Below are 26,052 nucleotides of genomic sequence, written 5' to 3' on the forward strand. Positions count from 1 at the left end.
CCTACTGCTGTGTCGGAGCGATCCCCGGCTTGACAAAACCGTGGCGGGTTTGCCAGTGTCTTGACCACGGTCACGAGTACCAGCATCGAGCCCCGGCTTGCTGGTCGGCAACCCTCCTTCGCGGTGGGGTGCTCCGGGTGACGACCAGGCTGACACCGAACAATCGGTGCGGCAAGCGCGGACTCGTTCACGAATATCTTCCGTTGCGGGTCCCTCGAACGTGAGGGCTTGATCTGTCATGACGTCTGTACTTTCCCGTCCCTGCACTCCTTTTGCCCCTGTTTCCGGCACGGAGTTGCAGGTTCCGTTGGTTCACGGCAGCACGTGCACCTACGCCAATTTCGATTACGCGGCCAGCGCGCCTGCGCTGTCCGCAGTGACCGATCGGATCGCGGAGTTGCTGCCGTTCTATTCGAGCGTGCACCGCGGGGCCGGCTACGCGTCTCGGGTGTGCACCGCGGCGTACGAGAAGGCGCGCGAGACCGTGGCTGAATTCGTTGGTGCACAGCCGAATTCAGTGGTCGTGTTCACACGCAACACCACCGATTCGCTCAACCTGTTGGCCGCGTGCGTGCCAGGGGATACCGTGGTGCTCGATATCGAACACCACGCCAACCTCCTGCCGTGGCGCAATCGCCGAGTGGTGGTCGCAGCATCGACGCTGGCCGAAACGCTCGCCCGGCTCGACGCCGAACTGGCTGCGAAACCTGCTGCGCTACTGGCCATCACGGGTGCATCGAACGTCACCGGCGAAGTGCTCCCCATCGAGCAACTGGCCGATCTCGCGCATCGCCACGGTGCCCGGATCGTCGTCGACGGCGCACAACTCGTTCCGCACCGTCGAGTGGACATCGCCGCACTCGGTGTGGACTATCTGGCGTTCTCCGGTCACAAGCTCTACGCTCCGTTCGGCGCGGGTGTGCTTGTGGGAAGCCGTGATTGGCTCGACGCGGGCGAGCCCCACCTGGCCGGCGGCGGTGCCGTGCGCAGTGTGACGATCGAGCACACCGACTGGGCTCCCGCACCGCAGCGTCACGAGGCGGGAACGCCCAACGTGCTCGGAGTCGCCGCGCTGGCGGCGGCGTGCGAGGCCATCGCGTCGTTCGACGAGGATGCCGCGACGGCGCACGAGCGGGAATTGTCCACCCGATTGCGGGACGGGTTGGCCGCACTGAAGGGTGTCGAACTGCTGCAGGTGTGGGCCGACGCGCCCGACGTCGTCGGCATCGTCACCTTCACCGTCGCCGGCCACGACCCCGGTGAAGTGGCGGCGTACCTGTCGGCCGAACACGGCATCGGAGTGCGCGACGGAAAGTTCTGCGCCCACCCGCTGCTGCGCCGGCTCGGTCATGCCGACGGTGCCGTGCGGGCCAGTATCGGTCTCGGCAGTTCCTCGGCCGACGTGGACCGACTCGTCGACGCGTTGGCAGCGTTCGTCGAGTCCGGGCCGACATGGGCTTACGCCGAAGAAGCCGGGTGGTGGAACCCCGTACCGGACCCTCGTCCCTTCCCCGCCCTGGCCGACGGGGCCGCCGGGGTTGGATCCCCGTGCAGCCCCACAGGCAGTTAGCATGGCGTCATGACCGTGAGTGTCGTGTCGCGTGGCAATCGCCACTGGTGCAACAGGTATGTCGATCTGTGCCGCACTGCGTCCGGGTCGTGTTCGAGTTCGGCTCCGCTCCGACCGCATGCGCATCCCGACCGACGAATCAGGACCACCACTCATGTCGCACAATCACACCCGCATAGCCATCGAATCCGCTGACGTCTGGACCGAGCTGACCGTCGGGCCCGAGGTGAACACCGTCAGAATCGTTGCCTCGGACCTGCGGGAAGCTCAGCAGCAACGCGCCCGGTTGCACGCGGAAGCCGTCGACCGCGGTGAATCGGCCGACAATCTCGCGGTCTTCCTCGATCTCGAGATCTACATCGCTGCCGACGCCAGGACGGCCCGTCGGGAATTCGCCGCACTCGACGCGCCGGCAAGCCCGTCGTCCATCCGCTACGTCGGTACCCCGTCGGGACTGGCGAGTTTGATCTCCGACGTCACCGCGGCCGACGTCGCCGACGGCGTGACGCTGCAGGTGCACGGCGAGATCGAGCGGCAGGCGACGTTCCTGGTCGCGGGAGTGTTGCCGCTCCTCGAATCGCGCGGCACCCGCCTCGACACCGACGTCGTCGACGCGATCCTCGGCGCACCCCGAATCGCCCCGACCCTTGCTTCCTAGGTCGTTCGAGCTCAGGTGACGTCGATCGCCAGACCTGCGGTGATGCGCAGCAACTCGGTGTACGACGAGCGGAAGATCGTGTCGATGTGCCCGGCCGCGGCCCACAGTTCGGGGTGGGCCGCAAGGTCCTGATCGACGAACGTATCCAAATTCGTCGGATGGCCCACCGGAGCGATTCCCCCGATCGGCTGGCCGGTGGCGTGCTTGGCGGTACGCAGATCGGCCCGGGCGAGCGTGCCGCCGAGACGCTCACCGGTGTGCTCGAGATGAACATTGTGAGCCCCGGACACCAGGAGCAACACCGGCTCGTCGTCGAGCAGAAACACCATCGACTTCACGATCGCACCCACCTCGACGCCCAACGCAGCTGCGGCGTCGGCGGCGGTGTGGGTGCCCTCGGGACTGTTCACCACCACCCCGTGATGACCACGAGAAATCAGGGTGTCGGCAACGTGGGCTGCATTCGGATGAAGTAGCCGGGACATGTCCCAACCCTATTGCCACACGACCGTTTACGCAGACAGCTTGCCCAACTGGGTCATTCCGCAGGCTCCACTTCTGCCTCAGTGGGTCATTCCGCAGGCTCCACTCCCGCGAGATCACCGAACAGTCTCAATCGCGCCATTCCCCCGTCGGGGAAGATGTCCATTCGCACCTCCGACACCGGAGTGTCGTGGTCGAGAACGAAGCGATGCCGAGTGTCGGGCTGCAGTGTCGTTCGCGGCAAGAGTTCGATCCAGTCGCCGTCGCCCAGTCGCCCTTGCAGGGATGCCGCGCCGGGGGCGTTGCCCAGGAAGCAACTGGTGTCCAGCTCGGCCAGCCGGATTCGGCCCGTGCCGGCGAGCTGCACCTGCACCCAGTCGTTGGCGTCGTTGCGTCGACGCGAGGTCTCCCAGCCTTCGCCCATCGAGCGCGGCGGGCCGGGGAACAGCAGATTGTTGGGGGAGCTGTAGAACATGTTGGAGCAGGCCGAGACGTATGCGCCGTTCTCGAGCGCGGCCAGGTCGACGGGCCCGACGGCGAGGAACTTCGGGTCCGGGACGCCGCGGCCCAGTACTCGCAGCCGAGCGACGCCGCCGTCCGGGTAGATGGACAGCTTGACGTGCGTCCACCGGGCGTCGGACGCGACCTCGAATCGGTTCTCGCTGTCGCCGTCGACGGCACTACGGGCGACGATGGTCGTCCATTCGGTGTCGTACAGCTCGGTCGGTGACGGGAATCCGGTCACCTCGGCGGCCTCGATCGAAATTTCCGGCGGGTAGTTGCCGGTGAACCACGACGTGTCGACGATGACGGCCGACACGACACCGGCAGCTCCGAGTCGCACGATCGCCTCGTCGTAGCCGGCCTCGCGTCGGCGCCGCGTCTCCCACCCGTCGTAAATCTGCCCCTTGTGCCCGAACGTCGCGGTCGAGTAGTCGGCTTTGCCCGGTGTGATCAGATTTTCCTTCTCGGCGAACGTCTCGTCGTTCGCCCACACCACTGCGCCACCGAGTGTGCGGACAGCGAGATCGGGCATCGGCAGAGGGAAGGTGGCAGTCATGGGATGCCACTTTACTGGCTCGGCATCGATTCACCGGCGCTGCGACGACGGCGCAGAACCGCTGCCGCAGCCATCAGCAGCACACCGATCAGGATGTAGAGACCGAGTCCGAGTGCCGGCTGCCCGACCCCCGCACCCGAGAAGTACACGATGCTGCGCACTCCTTCGGTGCCGATGCCCGGGGTGATCCACCGACCGATCGACGCGTACACATGCGGCAGTACGTTGGCCCCGAAAGCGCCTCCAGCGCTGGGGTTTCCGAGGATGACGAACAGCACGATCGCCGCCGGTACCGCAGCCACTCCGATCAGGGCTCGCAGACCCATCGTGAACAGCCCGGTGGCGAAGACGACCCCGGTGCCCAGCACGGTGAGCGGAAACCAGTGTCCGGCAAAGGTTCCGAGTACGTGGGTGGTCAGCAGTGCTCCCAGTGCGCCCGAGGCAATCGAGTACGCGGCGAGAATGCCGACGTGGACACAGGTTTCGCGTCGGGTCTTCGGTGCCCCGATGAGGAGACCGAAGGCGGCAGCGAGGAGGTAGCCGCCGACGACCCAGCCCACCGACAGGTAGAAGCCGGACAACCCACGGTTGTCGTGCACACCGACCGGGATCTCGTCACGCACCACGAATTGGCGTCCCTGAGCGGCATCGACCTCGGTGAAGATCGATTCGAGGGCGGTCGCCACCGAGCTGCCGGCAGCGCTCGCGGTGATCAGTGTGTCGGTGCCGCTCGAGCCGACGACGTAGGCGCCGAGGATGTCCCGATCGCGGAGCAGGGTGCGAACCTCGGCGGTATCCGCTGCCGTACGCGCGTCGAGCGGTGCCCCGTCGATGGCGTCGAGGCGGTCGGCGGTCTGCTGGTCCAGGCCGGCGGGAAGCCCGGCCTCGGTCACCACGGCGATCGGAATCGCGTGGGGAGTCGGCTGATGAAACGCCGACACGTAGCTGAGGATGAAGCCGAGTTGCAGCACCAGCACTGCGGCGGCGAGTAGTGACATCTTGCGCATGAAAAGTGCTCCTGAACATGTCGAGACTCGAAGACCTTGTCGATACCCGAGGTATTCAATACTCTAGGTATCGTGAATGCCGAGCAGCAAGAAGAGTGGCGATCGACACAGCCACAGCGCAGGCCGCAGCGCACCGATGTGCGAGAGAGACTGCTCGCCGCAGCCGCCGACGAGTTCACCGAGCGCGGATACGCGGCGGCCAAGCTCACCGACATTGCCGATCGGGCCGGCTTCACGAAGGGGGCCGTGTACTCCAACTTCGATTCCAAGCAAGGTTTGTTCGCCGAACTGCTGGCACAGCGCTCACTCGATCTCGCCGCCCGAGTACTCGCTCACGTGTCGGACCTGGACCCGCAGGCGGCTGCGGGAGCCGGCGGCGGCGAAATCGCGTCCTGGGTGGTCGCCGAGCCGCGGTGGCCACTACTGACCGTCGAATTCGGGATTCTTGCGGGCCGTGACCCGGTGGTTGCCGAGCGTTACCGCACCGACCGCCGTGCCCTCCGCTCCGAGCTCGAACGACTCATCGCCGATCGGGCGGTGCAGTGGGGTGTGGGGGAGGCGTTCGATGCTCGACGCCTCGCGATGTCCTTGGCTGCGTTGATCTCCGGATTGGCCGTGGAACATTCGGTGGATCCGGAGGAGATCGACCGGTCCGTCATTGCCGATGCCGTGTCGGAACTGTTCGCCGGAGCGATAGCCAGAGCACAGCTCGATTGAGGGCTGCGCTACCGGGTACTCCGGGTTCATGACTGCTCAGAATCCAGAACCCGATGAGACTGCCGGCCTCGAAGCGGGCGGTAGCGTGACGCCGGGCGATACTCCTCCAGCCGAGACAGCAGTCGGTGGGCCCAACCACGAACCGCCGCAGCGCAGCCGAGTGATGCCGATCGTCGTCATCGTTCTGGTGGCATTGTTGGCAATCGTGATCGCCGGTGGCTTGATCGGCCGAGTCGTCGGCCTCTTCGGCTGACCTCGCGATATCAGTACGGCGGCCAGCCGCCTTCGGGACCCAACAGTCGGCCGAGGCGGCGGTGATCGATCGCGATCAACTCTCTGCGCATGACCAGCCGTTCGGTCGGTTCGTCGTTGTCGAGTCGGTGGCCGAGCTCCATCAGCACGTCCCTGGGTTCGAAACCGTCGGGAGTCATCATCAGGTTCGAGACGTACCGCCAGCCGAATTTCGATTCGTACGCGCGCGCCGCGGTGCCCAGGGCGCTACGTGATTCTGCGTCCATGGCCGTGCACATCTTGTTCGGCTCGGGCAGCGTCGCGGCCAAGGCGTCGATGACGTTGTCGGACAACTCGTTCAGCTCGGCGGCCGCCGCGGTGAACAACTCGTCCCGCGACCGGTACGGGCGGCCGTCGGCGAGACGTGAGGCCCAGGCAACCGAGCAACAGCACTCGTAGAGCGCGTGTACCGCCTTGCGACGCGGCAGATCGTTGAATGTCTCGAGACCCAACCCCTGATGCATCAACATGCATGAATGATGGGGGACCGGAGTCGGCCATTGCCATAGCTGAGCAGGCTCTTAGCGCAGACGTTACTCGGCGTAACACGCCCTGTGGGTACTGCTTCGTCTGCCGCTAGGCTCGCAGCATGACCGAACGGAACTGGACCGCATTCTCTGTGGAGATCGCAGACCACATCGCGCACGTGACACTTCTCGGGCCGAACAAGGGCAACGCCATGGGCCCTGATTTCTGGAGCGAATGCCCAGAACTGTTCGACCGACTCGATGCCGATCCCGAGGTACGGGCCGTGGTTCTCGCGGGCTCCGGAAGGAACTTCACCTACGGTCTCGACCTGCCGGCCATGGCCGGAACGTTCGGGCCGCTGATGGCCGACCAAGCACTCGCCGGACCCAGGACCACGTTCCACGACACCATCAAGACGATGCAGAAGGCCGTCAACGCCGTGGCGGACTGCCGCAAGCCCGTCGTCGCCGCAGTGCAGGGTTGGTGCATCGGTGGCGGCGTCGACCTCATCACCGCCGCCGACGTGCGATATGCCAGCGCCGACGCGAAATTCAGCGTCCGCGAGGTGCGTGTCGCGATCGTCGCCGACATGGGATCTCTCGCTCGACTCCCCGCGATCATCGGCGACGGCCACATGCGTGAGCTCGCGTTGACCGGCAAGGACATCGACGCGGCGCGCGCCGAGAAGATCGGCCTGGTCAACGACGTGTTCGAGGACCACGATGCCGTCCTCGCGGCCGCCCGTGAGTGCGCCGCGGCCATTGCCGCGAACCCGCCCCTGGTGGTGCAGGGCATCAAGACCGTCCTCGACCATTCCCGGTCGGCGAGCGTCGACGACTCGCTGAGATTCGTCGCGGCCTGGAACGCGGCTTTCCTCGCCTCGCACGATCTCACCGAGGCCATCACCTCGGTGTTCGAGAAGCGTCCGGCCCAATTCACCGGTAGCTGACGTGGTCGAATACGCCGAAGAGCTGGGTACACAGCTGGTTCGGCTGCAGCGGATTCGGGAGCGCAACATCGCGCAGATCTCGTCCTCGGGCGGCGTCGACGGTGCCGCCTACGTATGCCTGTTCCGCCTGCTGCGCGACGGACCGATGCGGTCCAGCGAGCTCGCCGCGATGGTCAACTCGGACCCGTCCACGGTCAGCAGGCAGGTAGGCCAGCTGGTCGAGCGAGGACATGTCGCTCGGGTACCCGACGAACGTGACGGGCGGGCATTCGTTCTGGCCGTCACCCCGTCCGGCGAGGAAGCTGCAGCCGCCATCCAGCAACGCCGTACCGAGAACCTCGGACGAGTCATCGAAGGATGGGCCGAGGAGGATCGGGCGACGCTGGTCGGACTGCTGGACCGATTCTTGACCGATTACGAGACCATCAGACCGGACCTGCCCACTCAACGCCCGGGTAACGTCTGAGCCTCGGACTCCGAGAACTCGGTGCCGACGGTCGAGTCGTTTCGTACGCTCGAGCCCTGCCTCGACGGCCGGGGAGCGACGCCGTCGTACCCGGATGCTCGGACTGCTCGGAACGGACGGAGGGGACGCGATGCCAACCGATCACGACCTACCCTCCCCGTCGTCCGAGATCGGACCCCGATCGGGCTCGATCCGGCTCGAGCGTCGCGTGGCCAGGGGTATCGCAGTGCTCGTCCCGTCGTTCGGCGTGATCGGCGCGATCATCATGCTGTCGGACGACGGTCCGGTGGGCACGACGGCCGTGCTGATCTGCACGATCGTGCTGCTCTCCACCCTGCCGGTGGGAGCGTGGTGGTGGTTACGGTCGGTGGACGCCTCGCACATGCCCGGATGGTTCGTGATCTATGCGGACGTGGGGGTGTCGGGGCTACTGCTGACCTTTGCGGACCGGGACCTGGCTCTGTACGGGGCTGCCCTGTTCTCGGTGATCGGCACCTACATCGCGTACTTCTCCCGCCGCAACGTACTGAAATTTCACACGGCGTTCGTCAACGCCGTCATTCTGCTGCTCGCGGTACTGGCCGTCCTCGAACGCCCGGACGACCCGGCCTCGATCGTCGCGCGCGCTCTCGTCACGGTGCTCGTGGTCAACTCGGTGCTCGCCTTTCGCGCCGTCATCCAACGCCAGCTCGACCTCGCCAACACCGACTCCTTGACGGGCCTGCTCAATCGGCGCGGTCTGGAACTGCGGCTCGAGCGGATGCTGGGCAGATTGGCCGACACTGAATCCGTGGCGTTGATGGTGGTCGATCTGGACCAGTTCAAGCGGGTCAACGACACCTTCGGCCACGCGATGGGTGACCGGGTTCTTCGCCGGACAGCGCGGCGGCTGAGCGCTGTCACCGGTAGACGTCCGTGCGTGGCGCGGACCGGAGGTGAAGAGTTCACGATTGCCGTTCCAGTCGACGCCGACTCCGCGAAACACCTGGCCGACGACATTCGCGAGGCGGTGCACGATCCAGGCGACGACGTGCCGGTGACGGTCAGCATCGGGGTCGCGATACTCGATGCCGGCCAGTGGCGGTCGGCCGATTCGTCCTACGAGTCGGCCGAGTTGATGCACAACGGACTGCTCGACGCCGACGCAGCGATGTACGAGTCGAAACACGCGGGTGGAAACAAAGCAACGGTGTACACCGGCACCTGACATGCCGATGTACACCGTTGGTCGTTCCCGGGAAACGTTCTGGGGAGAACGATTCGAACCGTCAGCGCAGAGCGCTCATCGAAGTGTCAGCGCAGAGCGCTCTTCGGGTCGTTCCACAGCTGGTCGGTGAAATCCTCCAACGCGACGAGCACGATGGTGTCCTCGGTGCGCCGAAGAATCGACTTGCTGGCCCGCACCTGAACGATGTCGCCGGTCTTGTCGGTCATCCGCCAGAGGGAGTCCGCACGGGTGGCGACGGTGGTCAGGAACATCTCGGCGACGTTCACGCCCTCCGGAGCTCGATCCGGGAAGATGTCGTGCAGGTGGAAGTCCTCTCGTTCTGTCCGGTCGAGTCCGAACAGATCGTCGAAGGCCTCGTTCGCGAACACGATGGCACCGGTGGGATCGACAGCCAGAATCGGTACCGGGATCCGGTCGAGAACGACGGTCACCGGCAGATCGGGGAACTGGGTCGGGTCCGATATCGGCCGCGACTCCAGATTGCGCCGATCACCGGCGGTGCCGTTGGAAGTGCTGTCGGTCATACGTCTCCCCAAACTGTGGTTCGTCGGCTCACGGCCGAAACGAGGTGTTGTGATGCCGAAAGGATCAGTGACCCGGATTGTCCGTCAAACGCTTGAAGGACGCAGCGATTTCGGCCTCGGCTTCTGCGCGACCCACCCAGTCTGCACCGGTGACGTGCTTGTTGGGTTCGAGATCCTTGTAATGGACGAAGAAATGCTTGATCGCGTCGAGCTCGAAGGTCGAGACGTCGCTCAGATCCTGGATGTGATCCCAGCGGGTGTCGCCGGCCGGCACACACAGCACCTTGTCGTCGCCGCCTGCTTCGTCGACCATCTTGAACATGGCCACCGGGCGGGCCTCGACGATGACACCGGGGTACACCGACTCGGGCAGCAGCACCAGCGCGTCGAGAGGATCGCCGTCCTCGCCCAGGGTGTTCTCGATGAAGCCGTAGTCGGCCGGATACGCCATCGCGGTGTAGAGGTAGCGGTCGAGGCGAACACGTCCGGTGACGTGGTCGACCTCGTACTTGTTGCGCTGCCCCTTGGGGATCTCGATGGTGACGTCGAACGACACGTGCAGTCCTCACTGTCTTGGTTCGAGCCCGAGCGGGCTCGAGTGGTTTGCGAATGTCTCTATGGTGGCGGCGCAAGGCTACCGGACCCGAGGATACTGTTGACTCGATGATCATGGGTACGACCACGGCAATGACGGAGGAACGGTGGCGGGGCTGACACGGCGATTCCTCGGTCCCATGGCGGGGCGCAGACGCAGGAAGAAGCGGTTGATCCTCACGCTGTGCGCGGTGTTCGTCGTGGTCCTTGCCGTCACGACCGCCGCTCTGGTGCTGCCCAGGGTCTCCGAGAGTGCCGACGCCGCGATCGCACCCCCACCCGAGACGGTGCTGCCGAACCCGTCGATCACCGCGTTCCCCGACTCCGCCCCGGTGCCGAGCGCAGCCGGTCTCGCGGGCGCGCTCGCACCCGTGGTGGACGACGCCGCGCTCGGCACCTTCACCGGAACCGTGGCCGACGCGCAGACCGGCCAGATCCTGTGGTCGCAGAATCCCGACACGCCCATGACTCCCGCATCGACGACCAAGGTGCTCACGGCAGCGGCCGCGATGCTCGCGCTTCCGTCCGACCACCGCGTCGCGACCCGGGTGGTCCAGGGCAGCGGTGAGGGCAACATCGTGCTGATCGCCGGCGGTGACCCCACGCTCACCGCCCTGCCGGTGGGTACGACCGGGTTCTATCCGGGAGCGGCACGCATCGACGACCTGGTGGAGCAGATCCGCCGCAGCGGAACCGCAGTGCGCAGCATCAGCGTCGACACGTCCATCTACTCCGGCGACACGATGGCCCAGGGCTGGTTCCCGGCCGACATCGCCGCCGGATCCATCACCCCGATCGAACCGATCATGCTCGACGGCGGCCGCTCGAACCCCCTCGTCGACGAATCGCCGCGCAGCACCATGCCTGCCCTCGATGCCGGCCGCGCCCTCGCCGCGGGACTCGGCGTCGACCCCGCTGCGGTGACGACGGGCAAGGCGGCGGAGGGTGCCGATCAGATCGCATCGGTGCAGTCGGCCCCGTTACGAGATCGGCTGCAGCAGATGATCTATCGGTCCGACAACGTGCTCGCCGAAGCGGTGGGCCGAGAACTCTCGCTCGAGATGAACACGGCGGCAAGCTTTTCCGGGGCGGTGGCGTCCATCGGCCAGACCCTGTTCTCGGCCGGCTTCGACATGGCCGGTCTGGCGTTGCAGGACGCGAGCGGACTGTCGGTCGACGGCAGGATCCCCGCGCGCCTGCTCGATCAGGTGCTGACGTCGGCAGCCGGGAGCGGTCAACCGGCACTGCGGCCCATGCTCGACTACCTACCGGTCGCCGGTGCCACCGGAACGCTGTCCGATCGGTACGCCTCGGGGGATCGGACCGGTGCCGGCTGGGTCCGAGCGAAGACCGGAACCCTCTCCGCTGCAAGCGCTCTGGCGGGATACGTCGTCGACGTCGACGGTCGGATCCTGACGTTCGCCCTGATGTCCAACGACCGGCCACCCGATGTCAGTCGACCCGCCCTCGATGCCGTCGCATCGACCCTGAGAATGTGTGGTTGCCGATGAGCACCGAAACAGCAACCGCCGACGACAACGACGCCACGTCCGGGTTCGCCGGCGCAGTCGACTGGGCGGTGGCCGCGAAGGCCGGAGCGAGATTGGCCCGCCCGGGACCGGCCACCTCGCGATACACCGCCGCCGCAGCCGTGGAAGAGCTTGCCGCAGCGTCGATTCGGGCCGAGGGTCCGGTGCGGGAGACGACCGGTCTGGCCGACGGTCTGCCGGTGCCCGACGCCCAGGTGGTCGATCGAGCAGGATGGATCGCAGCGGCGGCTGCGTCGATGAAGCACCTCACCGGGGACGAGAACGAGGCACCCCCGTCCGGTCTGCTCGGTGGCAAGCCCGCCGGGTTGCAGGCCGGTGCCATGCTCGCGTTCCTGTCCAGTGCCATTCTGGGACAGTACGATCCGTTCACCGGTGAGAGCGGCACCCTGCTGCTGGTCGCACCCAACGTGATCGCCGTCGAACGTGCACTTCGCGTCTCACCCAGCGATTTTCGGCTCTGGGTATGCCTGCACGAGGTGACCCACCGAGTGCAGTTCTCCTCCGCGCCGTGGCTCGGGCAGTACATGCGGGACAACGTCGGATTGCTCTCCGACGGCACCGACGAGCCGATGTCCGATGTCCTCACTCGGCTGAGCGGCGCTCTGAAGGCCAGGAAGAACCCCTCCGGATCCGCCGAGGACGCAGGCATCATCGGTCTGCTGCGCGCGACCCAACCCGAGCCGCAGCGGCAGGCGATCGACCGTCTCCTCGTTCTCGGAACACTGCTCGAAGGTCACGCCGACCACGTCATGGACGCCGTCGGACCGGCCGTCGTGCCGTCGGTGGTGCAGATCCGCCGCGCATTCGATCGGCGACGCCAACGCAAGGTCAACCCCGTCCAACGCGTCGTGCGCACGCTGCTCGGGATGGACGCGAAGATGGCGCAATACGTACGCGGCAAGGCATTCGTCGATCACGTCGTCGGCTCGGTGGGAATGGAACGCTTCAACACGGTGTGGACCGGGCCGGACACTCTGCCGTTGCTGTCGGAGATCGAGGACCCGGATGCGTGGGTCGCGCGAGTCCTTGGCTGAGCCTGCGGAACGACCCATGCTGCCCGAGTCTCCGGCGTTGCTGGAGGTTCGGCGTGCAGTGCGGGGTTGGTTGGCGGCGCATCCCGGCCCGGTAGCGGTGGCGCTGTCCGGTGGTGCGGATTCACTGGCGCTCACTGCGGCGACGGCAGCCGAGGCTTCGAACGTGACGGCGCTGATCGTCGATCATGGGCTTCAGGCGGGATCCGCGGAGGTGGCTGCCGTTTCCGCCGAGCGTGCCCGGTTGCTGGGCGTCGACGACGCCCGAGTGCTGACGGTGACCGTGGCCGGTTCGGGCGGGATGGAAGCTGCCGCTCGCCGAGCCCGGTACGACGCATTGGACCGCGCGCGCGGCGCTGCCTCGGTACTGGTGGCGCACACTCTCGACGACCAGGCGGAGACGGTGCTGCTGGGCCTCGGTCGCGGCTCGGGGCCGCGGTCCATCGCCGGAATGGCAGCGTTCGACGACCCGTGGGGTCGGCCGCTCCTCGGGGTGCGACGCGCTGTGACGCGGGCCGCGTGCGCGGAGCTGGGACTCGAACCGTTCGAGGATCCGCACAATTTCGATCCGGACTTCACCCGGGTGCGGCTACGCCACGAGGTGCTGCCGTTGCTCGAGGACGTGCTGGGTGGGGGCGTCGCTCCGGCTCTGGCCCGCACGGCCGAGCAGCTGCAGGACGACGGCCGTGCGCTCGACGCCATCGCCGCGGCCGTCGTCGATACGAACACCCGCGAGTTGGACGTCTCGGCGATCCAGTCGTCCGACCCTGCGATCCGCCGCCGAGTGGTGCGTCGCTGGCTCCTCGGCCGGGGTGTGACGTCGTTGTCGGACCGTCAGATCCGGGCTGTCGATGCGCTCGTCGTGCGCTGGACCGGGCAGGGCGGAGTTGCGCTGCCTGGGGGAACGCCGGAGGCGAGGTTGGTGTGCTCGCGTCGGCATGGCAGGCTGAGCGTCGGCCTGGAGAACGAATGAAGGGAAACCCCGTGTACGAGGGCGACATCGAATCGGTTCTCATTTCCGAGGAACAGATCAAAACACGGACCGCGGAACTCGCAGAGGAAATTGCCAAGCGATATCCCGAGGGTGCTCCCGAAGGCGACTTGCTGCTGGTCGGCGTTCTCAAGGGCGCGATCATGTTCATGACCGACTTCGCGCGGGCCCTGCCCATCCCGGCGCAGCTCGAGTTCATGGCGGTGAGCTCCTACGGCTCGTCGACGTCGTCCTCCGGCGTCGTCCGGATTCTGAAGGACCTCGACCGCGACATCACCGGACGCCACGTGCTGATCGTCGAGGACATCATCGACTCCGGTCTGACGCTGAGCTGGCTCAAGCGCAACCTGGCGACCCGGTCGCCGGCCTCGCTGTCGGTGGTGACGTTGCTGCGTAAGCCCGACGCGATCAAGGTCGACGTCGAGGTCGCGAACGTGGGCTTCGACATCCCCAACGAGTTCGTCGTCGGCTACGGCCTCGATTACAACGAGCGATACCGCGATCTGCCGTACATCGGTCTGCTGGACCCGAAGGTGTACAGCTGATCCGAGTTCTTTCGGTTCCGCCCGTGTCGCTGCGCTGGACCGTCCGTCAATGGACCATTGCCGCGCCGAGACGTATGCAATGGTCCATCGATCCGGATAGTGTGCGGCGATACACGGGGAACTGCCGGGGGAGTGCAGTCGTTGGAGGGGAAGAAGCGTCGACGCCGACAGGCGCGTGGACGCAGAGCGCCAGGTAAGAGCGAGTCCGATGTCCGAGTCTCGCGGTAGCCTGGAGTATCCGGCGGGCAGGGAGCAGCCAGCGCGCGGGAGCGGACTGAAAGGACACGGCCGAGTCGGCTGAAGCTGTATGAATCGGAAGACAGTAATACGAAATCTCGCCATCGTTTTCGGCATTCTGTTGGTGATCTATGCCTTCAGCTACTTCGGTAACGACACGCGGAACTGGACGTCGGTCGATACCTCGGTGGCGATCGCCCAGCTCGACGACCGCAATGTCGAGTCCGCGCAGATCGACGACCGTGAGCAGCAGATTCGGCTGACCCTCAAAGAGGCCTCCGACGCCACGGAGAACGAGAAGCAGATCATTGCGAAGTATCCGGACTCGGCGTCCGAGCAGATCTTCGACAAGGTCGACTCGCAGGGCTTGAACAGCTACAACACCACCGTCACCCAGGAGAGCTGGTTCAGCTCGTTCCTGCTGCTCATCCTCCCGATGGTGTTGATCCTCGGCGTGATCATCTTCGTGATGAGCCGTATGCAGGGTGGCGGCCGCGGTGGTGTCATGGGCTTCGGCAAATCCAAGGCCAAGCAGCTGACCAAGGACATGCCGAAGACCACGTTCGCCGATGTTGCGGGCGCGGACGAGGCCGTCGAAGAGCTCTACGAAATCAAGGACTTCCTGCAGAACCCGGCGCGCTACCAGGCCCTCGGTGCCAAGATTCCGCGCGGCGTCCTGCTGTACGGCCCTCCCGGAACCGGCAAGACGCTGCTGGCGCGCGCCGTCGCAGGCGAGGCGGGCGTCCCGTTCTTCACCATCTCCGGCTCCGACTTCGTCGAGATGTTCGTCGGCGTCGGTGCATCCCGCGTGCGCGACCTGTTCGAGCAGGCCAAGCAGAACAGCCCCTGCATCATCTTCGTCGACGAGATCGACGCCGTCGGCCGCCAGCGCGGCGCAGGCATGGGCGGCGGACATGACGAGCGCGAGCAGACGCTCAACCAGCTGCTCGTCGAAATGGACGGCTTCGGTGAGCGCACCGGTGTCATCCTCATCGCCGCCACCAACCGACCCGACATCCTCGACCCGGCCCTGCTGCGTCCGGGCCGCTTCGACCGTCAGATCCCGGTCGGTGCCCCCGACCTGGCCGGCCGTCGAGCAATCCTGAAGGTGCACTCGGCCGGCAAGCCCGTCGCGCAGGATGCCGACCTCGAAGGTCTGGCCAAGCGAACCGTCGGAATGTCGGGTGCAGACCTGGCCAACGTCATCAACGAAGCGGCACTGCTCACCGCTCGTGAGAACGGCACCGTCATCACCGAGGCGTCGCTCGAAGAATCCGTCGACCGCGTCGTCGGTGGTCCGCGCCGCAAGAGCCGCATCATCAGCGAGCACGAGCGCAAGATCACCGCGTACCACGAAGGCGGACACACGCTCGCGGCGTGGGCGATGCCCGACATCGAGCCCGTCTACAAGGTGACCATCCTCGCGCGCGGTCGCACCGGCGGCCACGCGATGACGGTCCCCGAGGACGACAAGGGCCTGATGACGCGGTCGGAGATGATTGCACGCCTGGTGATGGCCATGGGTGGACGCGCCGCGGAAGAGCTCGTGTTCCACGAGCCGACCACCGGAGCGTCCTCGGACATCGACCAGGCCACCAAGATCGCCCGCGCGATGGTCACCGAGTACGGCATGAGCAGCAAGCTCGGTGCCGTTCGCTACGGACAGGAACAGGGCGACCCGTTCCTCGGTCGTTCGATGGGACAGCAGTCCGACTTCTCGCACGAGGTCGCCCGCGAAATCGACGAGGAGGTGCGCAAGCTCATCGAAGCCGCGCACACCGAGGCGTGGGCCATCCTCAACGAGTACCGCGACCTGCTCGACACCCTTGCCTCCGAGCTGCTCGAACGTGAGACGCTGACCCGCAAGGACCTCGAGAAGATCTTTCACAGCGTCACCAAGCGTCCGCGCATCACGCTGTTCAACGACTTCGGTGACCGCAAGCCGTCCGACAAGCCGCCGGTCAAGACTCCTCGCGAACTCGCAGCCGAACGCGGCGAGCCGTGGCCTCCGGTGCCGCCGGCACCGAAACAGCTTCCGCCACAACAGTTTCCGCAGCCCAGCTACGCCGGGTCGCCGCAGCTGACCAAGGGTGGGCAGCAGAACGGCAGCAACGGTTACAACGGCGCACCCACCAACGGCGCACCCAGCAACGGCGAGCTCGGACCGAACACGGGTGCCGGTCGACGAAGCGCGCCTGCCCCCGGCGACTACAACGGCGGTAGCAACAACGGCGGTAGCAACAACGGCGGCGGCTACAACGGGGCTACCAACGGTGGCGGCTACAACGGCGCTACCAACGGCGGTCCTGCCAACGGAAGCTACGGCGGGCCGGCCACGGGCAGCGGATACTCCGAGGGCTATCGCCGGCCCGAGCCCCGATCGGGTCCCAATGGTTCGGGCCCCGATTACGGCGCTCCCGCCGGCTGGTCGGCACCCGGCTGGCCGCCGCGCGATCAGCCCCAGGTGCCGCGCTACCAAGGCCCGTCCACGCCGCCGGCTCAGTACCAGCCTCCGCGTGAACAGGACTCGGATCAGGGCTACCGTCAGCATCCGACGTATCAGCAGCCGCAGTCCTACCAGCCGCCCCAGCCGCAGCAGTCGTACGACCCGCAGCAACCGCAGCAGTCGTACCAGCCGCCGCAGTACCAGCCGGATCCGTTCCGGCCGGACGCCGGGGAGCACGGTCGCACGTCCCGGCACGAGCCTCCCTACGGCGAGAATTCCGAGGGCGCGCCGGAGTCGACTCCCACGTGGGAGGTTCCGGAAAGCTCGCACAACTACCCGCTGCCCGGAGACGATCGACCCGCTCATGGTTCGTCGGAGGAGTCGCAGCAGGGTGAGCACGGCGACCGTCACGGAAACGACGACGGCGACGCCGGCCCACGCACCCAACGGTGGGAAGGACCGGGCGGCTCACACCGCTAGTCCCATCATTAGGCTGACTGGGTCGACCGTGACGGTCGACCCAGTGCGTCGTTTCGAACCCGTGCTGTTGTTCGTCGGCGAGCCGTTCACACCGAGCAGCACGCCCGCCCAGCTGCCACATTCGCGGAGCCCAACCGGAGGTACGTTCTCGTGTCAGTCAACAGGACCGACGAGTCGACAGGCGACTCGGCAGAAGTCCCAGCAGCCGTGCAATCCGTCGTCCCGCAGCAGGGAATCACGGAGACGGTGGCCTATGCCACGGGCGCGGTGTTCGACCAGCCCCGCGCGGAGGCTGCGGTACGCGAGTTGCTCATTGCCGTCGGTGAGGATCCCGACCGCCCGGGCCTGCTCGATACCCCGGCTCGTGTCGCCCGGTCCTACCGCGAGATCTTCGCCGGCCTCTACACCGATCCGGACACCGCGCTGAACACGACCTTCGACGAAGGCCATCAAGAACTGGTTCTGGTTCGCGACATCCCCATGTACTCCACGTGCGAGCACCACCTGGTCTCGTTCCACGGCGTCGCCCACGTGGGATACATCCCCGGCAAGAGCGGCAAGGTGACCGGTCTGTCGAAGCTGGCCCGCGTGGTGGACATGTACGCCAAGCGTCCCCAGGTGCAGGAGCGGTTGACCAGCCAAATCGCCGACGCGTTGATGCGCAAGCTCGACCCACGCGGCGCAATCGTCGTGATCGAGGCCGAGCACCTGTGCATGGCGATGCGCGGTATCCGCAAGCCCGGTGCCAGCACCACCACGTCTGCGGTCCGGGGTCTGCTGCAGTCCAGCGCGGCATCGCGTTCGGAAGCCTTGGACCTGATCCTCCGGAAATGACGGTTCCGGTCCGATCACGATGACTTTCGCGAGCTCCGTTCCCGCTGCGCCCATCGTCATGGGCGTTCTCAACGTGACGGCCGATTCGTTCTCCGACGGCGGTCGCTACCTCGACGTCGACGCGGCCGTCGAACACGGTCTGGCAATGCATCGGCTGGGAGTCGACATCGTCGACGTCGGCGGGGAGTCCACGCGCCCCGGGGCGGACCGCGTCGACCCGTCGGTCGAGGCGCAGCGCGTCGTACCGGTCATCTCGGCGTTGGCCGCCGAAGGCGTGAGCACCAGCGTCGACACGATGCGCGCACACGTCGCCGCTGCGGCGATCGAGGCCGGGGTGTCGATCGTCAACGACGTCTCGGGCGGTCGAGCCGACCCCGCGATGGCCGGCGTGGTCGCGCAAGGCGGGCTGCCGTGGATCCTGATGCACTGGCGGGCCGCCGACTCGACGTTCCGGCACACCGGCCCGGCCGATCACTACGACGACGTGGTCGCCGACGTCCGCCGCGAACTGCTCGAGCAGGTCGACCACGCAGTGAGCGCCGGGGTCGACGCGTCGCGGATCGTGCTGGACCCGGGCCTCGGATTCGCCAAGAACGCAGAGCACAACTGGCAGCTGCTGCGCGGACTGCCCACCCTGGTGGAATCCGGTTTCCCAGTTCTGGTGGGTGCGTCCCGCAAACGTTTTCTGGGCTCGCTCCTCGCCGAACCCGACGGTTCACCGCGTCCACCGGACGGCCGGGAGATCGCGACGGCCGTCGTCTCGGCCCTCGCCGTCGCCGGCGGCGCGTGGGGAGTGCGGGTGCACGACGTCCGGTCGTCACTCGACGCGGTCGCCGTCGTGCGGGCATGGCAGGGTGGTCGCGCATGAGCGAGATCAACAGTGCCGCTGCAGGGACTCGTCGCGGTGACCGCATCGAATTGCGCGGGCTGACCGTCCGCGGCAATCACGGGGTCTTCGACTTCGAGAAGCGAGACGGCCAGGACTTCGTCGTCGACATCACCGTCTGGATGGATCTCTCGCCCGCGGCCGAGACCGACGATCTGACTCGCACGCTGCATTACGGCGAACTGGCCGAACATGCCGCGGCGGTCGTAGCGGGCCCGTCCCGGGACCTGATCGAGACGGTCTCCGCCGAGATCGCCGAGGTGGTGCTCGGTTACGACTCCCGAGTCGACGCAGTGGAGGTGGTGCTGCACAAGCCGTCGGCTCCCATTCCCCTGACGTTCGGCGACGTTGCCGTGGTGGCCTATCGGGAGCGAAAGTGAGCCGTGCAGTGCTGTCGATCGGCAGCAACATCGGCGACTCGATGAGCCACTTGCGTTCTGTCACAACGGAATTGGGTTCGCGCGTGGTGGCGTGCTCGGCCGTGCATCGATCTGCTCCGTGGGGTGGCGTCGAGCAACAGGACTTCCTCAACGCGATCGTGGTGGCCGAGGACGATGCCTACGGCCCGTGGGACTGGTTGCGTCTGGCGCAGCAACTCGAGGAGGCAGCGGACCGCGTTCGAGTGCAGCGTTGGGGACCCCGCAGCCTCGACGTCGACGTGATCGTGTGCGACGACGTCATCAGTGACGACCCGCGCCTGATTCTTCCCCATCCCCGTGCACACGAGCGCGCGTTCGTGCTGCTGCCGTGGCTGGACGTCGATCCCGACGCCACGCTTCGGGTCGACGGGGCGGACGTGCCGATATCCGAGCTGCTCGAGCGTCTGAGTACGGACGAGCGAGCGGGAGTCGTCCGTCTCGACGACGACGGTGATCGACTGTGGTGACCAATCCCACCAAGATCTGGGATGTCTTGGGTTTGTTTCTGATCGCCGCAGTGGGCACGTGGCTGCTGGTGCGGGTTTTCTACGGTTCGTTTCCGCCGATCCCGGTGTACGCCGGAGCGTCGCTGTATCTGGTCGCGGTGGTGGAAGTGGTGACCGCGGTGATCGTCCGCAATCGCATCGCCGAGCATCGAGTGGGCACCGGTCTGCACGACCTGCATCCGTTGACGGTCTTCCGGGCGCTGGTGTTGGCGAAGGCGTCGTTGCTGGTGGGAACCGCTCTGGTGGGGGTGTGCGTCGGCTTCCTGGTGTACGTATTGCCACGTGCGGCAACGGTGCGAGCGGCGTCGGCGGACCGAGCCGGAGCGATCGTGGCCCTCGTCGCGGGCCTTGCTGTCGTCGCCGCCGCGGTGTGGCTGGAGCAGTGCTGCCGCACCCCGGAAGATCGGGACGACGAGCGCTCCCGATAACGTATCCGTCCCTCGATCGTTACCTTTGTTGTGTACGTGATCGGTCGGGGATGACCAGATGCGACCGACAGGCCGGTTACCCTTGAGAACATGACAGATCAGACTCGCGCCAAGAAGGGACGCCGAAAGCGGCGTAGTGCGAGCCAGCTGTTCCTCGCGGCGCTCGTCGTGTTCGGCATCGTCGCCAGTGTGCTGTTGTTGTTCAGCGAAAGCGTTCAGTGGATGCGCGTCGGGGTGCTCTCGGCGCTGTGGGCCGCGGTGATCGGTGCGTTCGCGATGACGAAGTACCGCAGGGAAGCGGCCGCGGATCAGACCAAGGCCAAGGACTTACAGACGGTCTACGAACTGCAGCTCGCCCGCGAGATCTCGGCCCGACGCGAGTACGAGATGAGCGTCGAAGCCCGGGTGCGCAACGAGACGCGGTTGGAATCGGACGAGGTCGCTGCGCTGCGTAACGAACTGGCCGCGCTGCGCCAGAACCTGCAGGTGCTGTTCGAGGGCAACCTACCGACCGAACGGGTCGCACTACGCGCCGAGGCGATGCGGATGCAGGAACTCGGTGGCCGTGGCTACGACAGCTATCAGCCCGCACCGTCCGGGTTGTACGTACGAGGTGGCGGCAACGGCAACGGACCCGCAGGCCCCGGCTTCAACGGCGTGGGTACGCCCTACGACGAGCCGGTCACCGCCGAGACGTCGGTGGTCTATCCCGAGAATCCGGACGAAATGCCCCGCGCGACCGCGGCACCTGAAGCCGATTCCGGGTACGCACAGGACGCGTCTGCCGAGCAGGGTTCTGCACCGGAGGGTTCCGACGACGTCACCGACGCCGGGCAGAACGACCGCACCGAGCCGCCGGCCGCGAAGTCCAGCCCCTACGGGGCACCGAGGCCGGCCGGGCGGGTGAGCCCGCCTACCTCGCCGTTCACCGCATACAACTTCGAGCAGACGCGTCGACCCGCGGCCGAATCCGAACCGGCCGAATCAGAACCTGTCGAGGACGCCGAACCTGTCGAGGAGGCCCAGCCCCAGCAGGCCCCCGAGCCCGAATCGGCCCAGGAAGAGGCCACGTACCCGGAGTCTCGCCGCTCGCTGCGCGATTCGGCCGATGCGTTCTTCGCAGCCGACCGCGTCGACGACACGCCTGCCGAGGAGACGGCGGATGCACCGCGGCGCGGACGCAGGCGCGCCGAATCCCCCGAGGAGGCGTCCGGCGCGCACTCCAACGGCCGTTCCGTGGCCGAGATCATGGCCGGGCTGGCAGGCGGCGATTCGGCCGACACGACGACCACCGACGCAGGCACTCGTCGCCGTCGCCGCCGCGCAGACTGAGAACCAGATCACACCGGTTTCCCATGGCACCTTCGGTGCCGCTGTCGCTATTGTTCCCTGCAGGACGTCTGGTACCCGCCGAGCGGGACTGGAACGAACGAGAGGAAAATTTCGGTGACCTCATCAGGGTTCACTGGTGGTCTGTCTCCGGCTCGCTTGACCGTGGGTGTCGTCTCCGCCGGTCGTGTCGGTACGGCATTCGGTGAGGCGCTCGAACGCGTCGGACACGTTGTCGTCGGTGCCGCCGCGGTATCGGACGCATCCATCGAGCGAGTACGCGATCGATTGCCCGAGTCGCAGATTCTGCCTGTCGACGAGGTTGCCCGTCGGGCCGAACTGCTGATTCTGGCGGTACCGGACTACGAACTGGCCTCGATCGTCGCCGGTCTCGCCGCGACCGGGGCGGTCGCGCCGGGCAAGTTGGTGGCGCACACCTCCGGCGCGAACGGCGTCGCGGTACTGGAGCCGTTGGCTGCCCTTGGCGCTGTTCCGTTGGCGATACATCCGGCCATGACATTCAGCGGCGGACCCGAGGACACCGACCGGATGACGGCCGCGTGCTTCGGCATCACCGCGGGCGACGAGATCGGTTATGCGGTAGCCCAAGCCCTCGTCCTCGAGATCGGCGGCGAGCCGGTGCACGTGCCCGAGAGCAACCGGGCGCTCTACCACGCGGCGCTGGCTCACGGCAGCAATCACCTCGTGACGTTGGTCGTCGACGCGGTCGAGGCACTGCGAGTTGCGTTGGCCGGTCCGGGTTTTCCTGGATCCGATGCCGAACGTGGTGTGCCCGAGCGCGTTCTGGCTCCGCTGCTCGAAGCTGCACTGGACAATGCGCTGCGCAACGGACAATCCGCACTGACCGGCCCGGTGGCCCGAGGCGATACCGCGGCTGTCGGCAAACACCTCGAAGTGCTCGAGGCCGTCGATCCACGGATCGCCGCCGGTTACCGTGCGCTGTCGCTGCGGTCCGCCCAACGTATCGGTGCCGCAGCCGATCTGATCGAGATTCTGGAAGGGAAGCGATGACCCTCGCGGGCAGCTACACGAAGGGACAGTTGACGGTTCACCACGATCCCGCGGTGATCACGTCGGTGTCCAAGGCCCTACGTGGCGTCGGCAAGCAGGTCGCTCTGGTGCCGACCATGGGCGCATTGCATGCCGGCCACCTGCAGTTGGTGCGCCAGGCGAAGCTCACCGGCGCGGTCGTGATCGTGTCGATTTTCGTCAATCCACTGCAGTTCGGCGTGGGGGAGGACCTCGACGCCTATCCGCGGACCCTCGACGCCGATGTCGAACTGCTCCGCGGCGAGGGCGTGGAATTGGTATTCGCGCCGTCCGCGTCCGACATGTACCCGTCCGGGCCGCGCACCACGGTCCATCCCGGTCCGCTCGGTAGTGAACTCGAAGGTGCCAGCAGGCCAACGCATTTCGCGGGAATGCTCACCGTCGTGGCCAAGCTGCTGCAGATAGCCGCTCCGCATCGGGCGTACTTCGGGGAGAAGGACTACCAGCAGCTGACGTTGATCCGGCAGATGGTGCGAGACCTGAACTTCGACGTCGCGGTCATCGGAGTCCCGACGGTTCGCGAGCAGGACGGTCTGGCGCTGTCCTCGCGCAACAGGTATCTCGATGCCGAACAGCGTGACGCTGCAATGGCGTTGTCCGCTGCACTCGTGGCCGGGGCGCATGCCGCTGCCGGTGGTCCGGAGGCGATCATCGCCACCGCGCGTGCCGTGCTCGACCAGGTGCCGTTGGTGCAGGTCGACTACCTCGAAGTGCGCGACCCGCATCTCGGCCCGGCTCCCGAACGTGGGGACGGCAGACTGCTCGTGGCGGCCAAGGTGGGTACCACGAGATTGATCGACAACGTCGGTGTCGCCGTCGGCACGGGCTTTCTTGAATACCCCGACGATCCCAAAAGTGGAGAGTGACACGATGTTTCGTACCATGATGAAGTCCAAGATCCATCGCGCCACCGTCACGCATGCCGATCTGCACTACGTGGGCTCGGTGACCGTCGATCAGGAGCTGATGGAAGCAGCCGATCTGCTCGAAGGCGAGCAGGTCACCATCGTCGACATCGACAACGGTGCGCGGCTGGAGACCTACGTGATCACCGGTGAGCGGGGCAGTGGTGTGATCGGAATCAATGGGGCCGCAGCGCATCTGGTGAACCCGGGTGACCTGGTCATCCTGATCGCCTACGGGGTCATGAACGAGCAGGAGGTTGCCGACTACGCACCCCGGGTGGTGTTCGTCGACGACAAGAACCGGCCGGTCGAGCTCGGCAGCGACCCGGCTCATGCGCCCGCCGGTTCGGGTCTGATCACGCCGCGCGATCTGCGGGCCGACTCCGTGCTGGTCTGACTCGATGCTTCTCGCAATCGATGTACGCAACACCAGCACGGTGGTCGGGCTCTTCACCGGCACCGGGGATCACTCGAAACTGCTGCGCGACTGGCGTATTCGCACCGATCCCCATGTGACGGCCGACGAGCTGGCGTTCATGTTGCGGGGGTTGTTGGGCGAACAGGCCGAGCAGATCACCGGGGTGACGGCTCTGTCCACGGTGCCGTCCGTGCTGCGCGAGATGCGGACGATGCTCGTGCGCTACTGGGATCACGTGGTGCACGTGGTGGTCGAACCCGGTGTGCGGACCGGGGTTCCGCTGCTGGTCGACAATCCCAAAGAGGTCGGGGCCGATCGCATCGTCAATACCCTTGCCGCACATGATCTGTACGACTCGGCGTGCATCGTGGTGGATTTCGGCACCACCACGTGTGTCGACGTCGTCTCGGCCAAGGGCGAGTTCCTCGGCGGAGCGATCGCGCCCGGTCTCGAAATTTCGGCGTCGGCCATGTCGACTCGCACCGCGACGCTGCGTGAGGTCGAGATGGTGCGGCCGCGATCGGTGCTGGGAAAGAACACCGTCGAGTGCATCCAGGCGGGCACCATCTTCGGTTTCGCCGGCCTGGTGGACGGGCTCGTCGGACGCATCAGACGTGAGGTGCCGGAGGTCAAAGGCACCGACGTCGCGGTCATCGGTACCGGAGACATCGCTGCGCTGATCCTGCCCGAGTCGACGACCATCGAGCATCACGAACCCGACCTGACGCTGGAGGGTCTGCGACTGGTCTACGAACGCAACATGGCAAAGCGGCGGCCACGCTGAATGTTTCAGCGGCGGCCACGCTGAGTGTTTCGGTGAAGCGGGGTAGCGCGTCGGGCGTTCGTGTGTCAGAATCGTCGGCGTGATGACGTGCATGGCCACCCAGGAGTGTTGTCGAGGCTGACCGCTGCCTCGTTCGTTACACACCCTTGGAGTAGAGCTTCATGCTTTCCACACCTGTATTTTCTGCACCCTCCCGACCCCGATCGACCTCGCGGTCGGTCTCGACGTTGCCGACGCGGCTACGTCCACCCGACCTGCTGCGCATCACCGATCAGGGCGCATCGGACGTCCTCGAGGGGCGTTTCGACCACCTGCTTCCCGGCGGTGGACAGTGGCCCACGGACGAGCGTTGGGCCACTCGCCTGCACTCCGACGACGATCTCGACGTCTGGTTGATCAGCTGGGTTCCCGAGCGATCCACCGAACTGCACGATCACGCGGGATCGCTCGGTGCATTGACCGTCCTGAGTGGTTCCTTGCTCGAATACCGTTGGGCGGGAACCGAACTGAAGGAACGTCATCTCGACGCGGGAGATCAGGCAGCCTTTCCGCTGGGATGGGTGCACGACGTGATGCACGATCCGGCGTCGAATACGACCGGGCCCACCCTCAGCGTGCACGCCTACTCACCGCCGCTGACGGCGATGTCGTACTACGAAGTGACCGAGCGCGCCACGCTGCGCCGGACCCGCAGCGAGCTCACCGCCGAACCCGAGAAGGCCACGAGATGACCATTGTCGAAATGCTCGAATCCGCTCGCGAGACCATCGATCGCATGACCGTCTTCGAGCTCCGTGACGCTGTCGACCGCGGCGCGGTCGTCGTCGACATTCGCCCGCAGGCGCAGCGCGCAGTCGAGGGCACCCTGCCCGGTGCGTTGGCCATCGAACGCAACGTCCTCGAATGGCGTCTCGATCCCACCAGTGACGCGCGGCTGGCGATCGCCACCGACCACGACGTCGAGTGGATCGTCATCTGCTCCGAGGGCTACACCTCCTCGCTCGCGGCCGCGTCGCTCAAGCTGCTGGGTCTGCACAAGGCCACCGATCTGGTCGGCGGCTATCAGGCACTGAAGTCGGCCGGGCTGCTCGGGGTGTTGACGCAGGCCAAGCACTGCGTTCGCGAGGCCGAGGCCGTCGCAGCGCACTGATCGTCTCGACAGTCTCGGACTGTAAAG

General features: G+C 66.4%; 30 protein-coding genes and 1 riboswitch. Of the genes, 24 read left to right on the forward strand and 6 right to left on the reverse strand.

Going from position 1 to position 26,052, the window contains the following annotated elements; genetic code table 11:
• Positions 1–68 precede the first annotated feature (68 nt).
• A riboswitch (SAM riboswitch) is annotated at positions 69–184 on the forward strand.
• Positions 185–238: 54 nt separating this feature from the next.
• Together CH262_RS05610 and CH262_RS05615 are read left to right on the forward strand one after the other, a co-directional pair.
• Positions 239–1,570 carry an aminotransferase class V-fold PLP-dependent enzyme gene (locus tag CH262_RS05610; protein ID WP_094717197.1) on the forward strand — a complete coding sequence of 444 codons (1,332 nt, stop codon included), beginning with the start codon at positions 239–241 and terminating at the stop codon, positions 1,568–1,570.
• A gap of 154 nt (positions 1,571–1,724) precedes the next feature.
• Complete coding sequence (locus CH262_RS05615; protein ID WP_094717370.1) at positions 1,725–2,228, forward strand: hypothetical protein; 504 nt, start codon at positions 1,725–1,727, stop codon at positions 2,226–2,228.
• Positions 2,229–2,239: 11 nt separating this feature from the next.
• Here CH262_RS05615 and CH262_RS05620 read toward each other — a convergent pair whose 3' ends face one another.
• The 3 genes from CH262_RS05620 to CH262_RS05630 all read right to left on the reverse strand — a co-directional run bounded on the left by CH262_RS05620 (position 2,240) and on the right by CH262_RS05630 (position 4,778).
• On the reverse strand, positions 2,240–2,713 hold the full coding sequence (locus tag CH262_RS05620) for a YbaK/EbsC family protein (protein WP_032369378.1): 474 nt from the start codon (positions 2,711–2,713) through the stop codon (positions 2,240–2,242).
• Between the two features lie 86 nt (positions 2,714–2,799).
• Complete coding sequence (gene alc / locus CH262_RS05625; RefSeq protein ID WP_094717198.1) at positions 2,800–3,771, reverse strand: allantoicase; 972 nt, start codon at positions 3,769–3,771, stop codon at positions 2,800–2,802.
• An 11-nt stretch (positions 3,772–3,782) separates the two neighbouring features.
• On the reverse strand, positions 3,783–4,778 hold the full coding sequence (locus CH262_RS05630; protein ID WP_032386064.1) for a hypothetical protein: 996 nt from the start codon (positions 4,776–4,778) through the stop codon (positions 3,783–3,785).
• 72 nt (positions 4,779–4,850) lie between these two features.
• Here CH262_RS05630 and CH262_RS05635 point away from each other — a divergent pair, with 72 nt between their 5' ends.
• Together CH262_RS05635 and CH262_RS05640 are read left to right on the forward strand one after the other, a co-directional pair.
• Positions 4,851–5,495 (forward strand): TetR/AcrR family transcriptional regulator, encoded by a 645-nt coding sequence (locus tag CH262_RS05635; protein ID WP_179273890.1) that lies wholly within the window; start codon positions 4,851–4,853, stop codon positions 5,493–5,495.
• Positions 5,496–5,523: 28 nt separating this feature from the next.
• Positions 5,524–5,748 carry a DUF6480 family protein gene (locus CH262_RS05640; protein ID WP_027494384.1) on the forward strand — a complete coding sequence of 75 codons (225 nt, stop codon included), beginning with the start codon at positions 5,524–5,526 and terminating at the stop codon, positions 5,746–5,748.
• 10 nt (positions 5,749–5,758) lie between these two features.
• On the opposite strand, the gene CH262_RS05645 is transcribed toward CH262_RS05640, so the two are convergent.
• Complete coding sequence (locus CH262_RS05645) at positions 5,759–6,256, reverse strand: 2-oxo-4-hydroxy-4-carboxy-5-ureidoimidazoline decarboxylase (RefSeq protein WP_048316593.1); 498 nt, start codon at positions 6,254–6,256, stop codon at positions 5,759–5,761.
• A gap of 119 nt (positions 6,257–6,375) precedes the next feature.
• Here CH262_RS05645 and CH262_RS05650 point away from each other — a divergent pair, with 119 nt between their 5' ends.
• The 3 genes from CH262_RS05650 (at position 6,376) to CH262_RS05660 (ending at position 8,876) form a co-directional block, all read left to right on the forward strand.
• The gene (locus tag CH262_RS05650; protein ID WP_032373857.1) at positions 6,376–7,203 is read left to right on the forward strand and encodes a crotonase/enoyl-CoA hydratase family protein; all 828 of its coding nucleotides are present in this window, start codon (positions 6,376–6,378) and stop codon (positions 7,201–7,203) included.
• Position 7,204: 1 nt separating this feature from the next.
• Positions 7,205–7,669, forward strand: a complete 465-nt coding sequence (locus CH262_RS05655) for a MarR family winged helix-turn-helix transcriptional regulator (RefSeq protein WP_032369382.1) — start codon at positions 7,205–7,207, stop codon at positions 7,667–7,669.
• 130 nt (positions 7,670–7,799) lie between these two features.
• On the forward strand, positions 7,800–8,876 hold the full coding sequence (locus CH262_RS05660) for a GGDEF domain-containing protein (RefSeq protein ID WP_032388321.1): 1,077 nt from the start codon (positions 7,800–7,802) through the stop codon (positions 8,874–8,876).
• A gap of 86 nt (positions 8,877–8,962) precedes the next feature.
• Here CH262_RS05660 and CH262_RS05665 read toward each other — a convergent pair whose 3' ends face one another.
• On the reverse strand, positions 8,963–9,421 hold the full coding sequence (locus tag CH262_RS05665; protein WP_027494379.1) for a PAS domain-containing protein: 459 nt from the start codon (positions 9,419–9,421) through the stop codon (positions 8,963–8,965).
• Positions 9,422–9,485: 64 nt separating this feature from the next.
• The gene (locus CH262_RS05670; protein ID WP_027494378.1) at positions 9,486–9,977 is read right to left on the reverse strand and encodes an inorganic diphosphatase; all 492 of its coding nucleotides are present in this window, start codon (positions 9,975–9,977) and stop codon (positions 9,486–9,488) included.
• A gap of 178 nt (positions 9,978–10,155) precedes the next feature.
• Here CH262_RS05670 and dacB point away from each other — a divergent pair, with 178 nt between their 5' ends.
• From dacB to CH262_RS05755, 17 genes are all read left to right on the forward strand, one after another.
• A complete protein-coding gene (gene dacB / locus CH262_RS05675; protein ID WP_094717371.1) occupies positions 10,156–11,526 on the forward strand; it encodes a D-alanyl-D-alanine carboxypeptidase/D-alanyl-D-alanine endopeptidase in 1,371 nt (456 codons plus the stop codon).
• Positions 11,523–12,599 carry a zinc-dependent metalloprotease gene (locus CH262_RS05680; RefSeq protein WP_094717199.1) on the forward strand — a complete coding sequence of 359 codons (1,077 nt, stop codon included), beginning with the start codon at positions 11,523–11,525 and terminating at the stop codon, positions 12,597–12,599. The genes dacB and CH262_RS05680 overlap by 4 nt, the downstream gene beginning before the upstream one ends.
• Before the next feature lie 16 nt (positions 12,600–12,615).
• The gene (tilS, locus tag CH262_RS05685) at positions 12,616–13,569 is read left to right on the forward strand and encodes a tRNA lysidine(34) synthetase TilS (RefSeq protein WP_179273891.1); all 954 of its coding nucleotides are present in this window, start codon (positions 12,616–12,618) and stop codon (positions 13,567–13,569) included.
• An 11-nt stretch (positions 13,570–13,580) separates the two neighbouring features.
• Positions 13,581–14,132 carry a hypoxanthine phosphoribosyltransferase gene (gene hpt / locus CH262_RS05690; RefSeq protein ID WP_027494374.1) on the forward strand — a complete coding sequence of 184 codons (552 nt, stop codon included), beginning with the start codon at positions 13,581–13,583 and terminating at the stop codon, positions 14,130–14,132.
• 307 nt (positions 14,133–14,439) lie between these two features.
• Positions 14,440–17,295: an ATP-dependent zinc metalloprotease FtsH gene (gene ftsH / locus CH262_RS05695; RefSeq protein ID WP_094717201.1), complete on the forward strand. Its 2,856-nt coding sequence runs from the start codon at positions 14,440–14,442 to the stop codon at positions 17,293–17,295.
• 207 nt (positions 17,296–17,502) lie between these two features.
• Entirely contained in the window at positions 17,503–18,129 is a 627-nt protein-coding gene (gene folE, locus CH262_RS05700; protein WP_063268189.1) for a GTP cyclohydrolase I FolE, read from the forward strand.
• A 19-nt stretch (positions 18,130–18,148) separates the two neighbouring features.
• The gene (folP, locus tag CH262_RS05705) at positions 18,149–18,997 is read left to right on the forward strand and encodes a dihydropteroate synthase (protein WP_032382181.1); all 849 of its coding nucleotides are present in this window, start codon (positions 18,149–18,151) and stop codon (positions 18,995–18,997) included.
• Positions 18,994–19,395 carry a dihydroneopterin aldolase gene (folB, locus tag CH262_RS05710; protein WP_045841635.1) on the forward strand — a complete coding sequence of 134 codons (402 nt, stop codon included), beginning with the start codon at positions 18,994–18,996 and terminating at the stop codon, positions 19,393–19,395. The genes folP and folB overlap by 4 nt, the downstream gene beginning before the upstream one ends.
• Complete coding sequence (gene folK / locus CH262_RS05715) at positions 19,392–19,901, forward strand: 2-amino-4-hydroxy-6-hydroxymethyldihydropteridine diphosphokinase (protein ID WP_094717202.1); 510 nt, start codon at positions 19,392–19,394, stop codon at positions 19,899–19,901. Before folB ends, folK begins: the two co-directional genes overlap by 4 nt.
• Complete coding sequence (locus CH262_RS05720; RefSeq protein WP_032369421.1) at positions 19,898–20,368, forward strand: DUF3180 domain-containing protein; 471 nt, start codon at positions 19,898–19,900, stop codon at positions 20,366–20,368. The genes folK and CH262_RS05720 overlap by 4 nt, the downstream gene beginning before the upstream one ends.
• Positions 20,369–20,458: 90 nt before the next feature.
• Positions 20,459–21,700, forward strand: a complete 1,242-nt coding sequence (locus CH262_RS05725) for a DUF6779 domain-containing protein (RefSeq protein WP_179274918.1) — start codon at positions 20,459–20,461, stop codon at positions 21,698–21,700.
• 114 nt (positions 21,701–21,814) lie between these two features.
• On the forward strand, positions 21,815–22,729 hold the full coding sequence (locus tag CH262_RS05730) for a Rossmann-like and DUF2520 domain-containing protein (protein ID WP_094717203.1): 915 nt from the start codon (positions 21,815–21,817) through the stop codon (positions 22,727–22,729).
• Positions 22,726–23,634 carry a pantoate--beta-alanine ligase gene (panC, locus tag CH262_RS05735; protein WP_027494365.1) on the forward strand — a complete coding sequence of 303 codons (909 nt, stop codon included), beginning with the start codon at positions 22,726–22,728 and terminating at the stop codon, positions 23,632–23,634. Before CH262_RS05730 ends, panC begins: the two co-directional genes overlap by 4 nt.
• 4 nt (positions 23,635–23,638) lie before the next feature.
• Positions 23,639–24,070: an aspartate 1-decarboxylase gene (gene panD / locus CH262_RS05740; RefSeq protein ID WP_027494364.1), complete on the forward strand. Its 432-nt coding sequence runs from the start codon at positions 23,639–23,641 to the stop codon at positions 24,068–24,070.
• Between the two features lie 4 nt (positions 24,071–24,074).
• A complete protein-coding gene (locus tag CH262_RS05745) occupies positions 24,075–24,875 on the forward strand; it encodes a type III pantothenate kinase (protein WP_032373865.1) in 801 nt (266 codons plus the stop codon).
• Positions 24,876–25,036: 161 nt separating this feature from the next.
• Positions 25,037–25,606, forward strand: coding sequence for a cysteine dioxygenase (locus tag CH262_RS05750; RefSeq protein ID WP_094717204.1), 570 nt, complete (start codon positions 25,037–25,039; stop codon positions 25,604–25,606).
• Positions 25,603–26,025 carry a rhodanese-like domain-containing protein gene (locus tag CH262_RS05755; protein WP_032364474.1) on the forward strand — a complete coding sequence of 141 codons (423 nt, stop codon included), beginning with the start codon at positions 25,603–25,605 and terminating at the stop codon, positions 26,023–26,025. Before CH262_RS05750 ends, CH262_RS05755 begins: the two co-directional genes overlap by 4 nt.
• The last annotated feature ends 27 nt before the right edge of the window (positions 26,026–26,052 follow it).

Origin of the sequence: Rhodococcus sp. 05-2255-1e (assembly GCF_002259025.1) — a bacterium.
In the GTDB taxonomy this organism is placed as follows: domain Bacteria; phylum Actinomycetota; class Actinomycetes; order Mycobacteriales; family Mycobacteriaceae; genus Rhodococcoides; species Rhodococcoides fascians.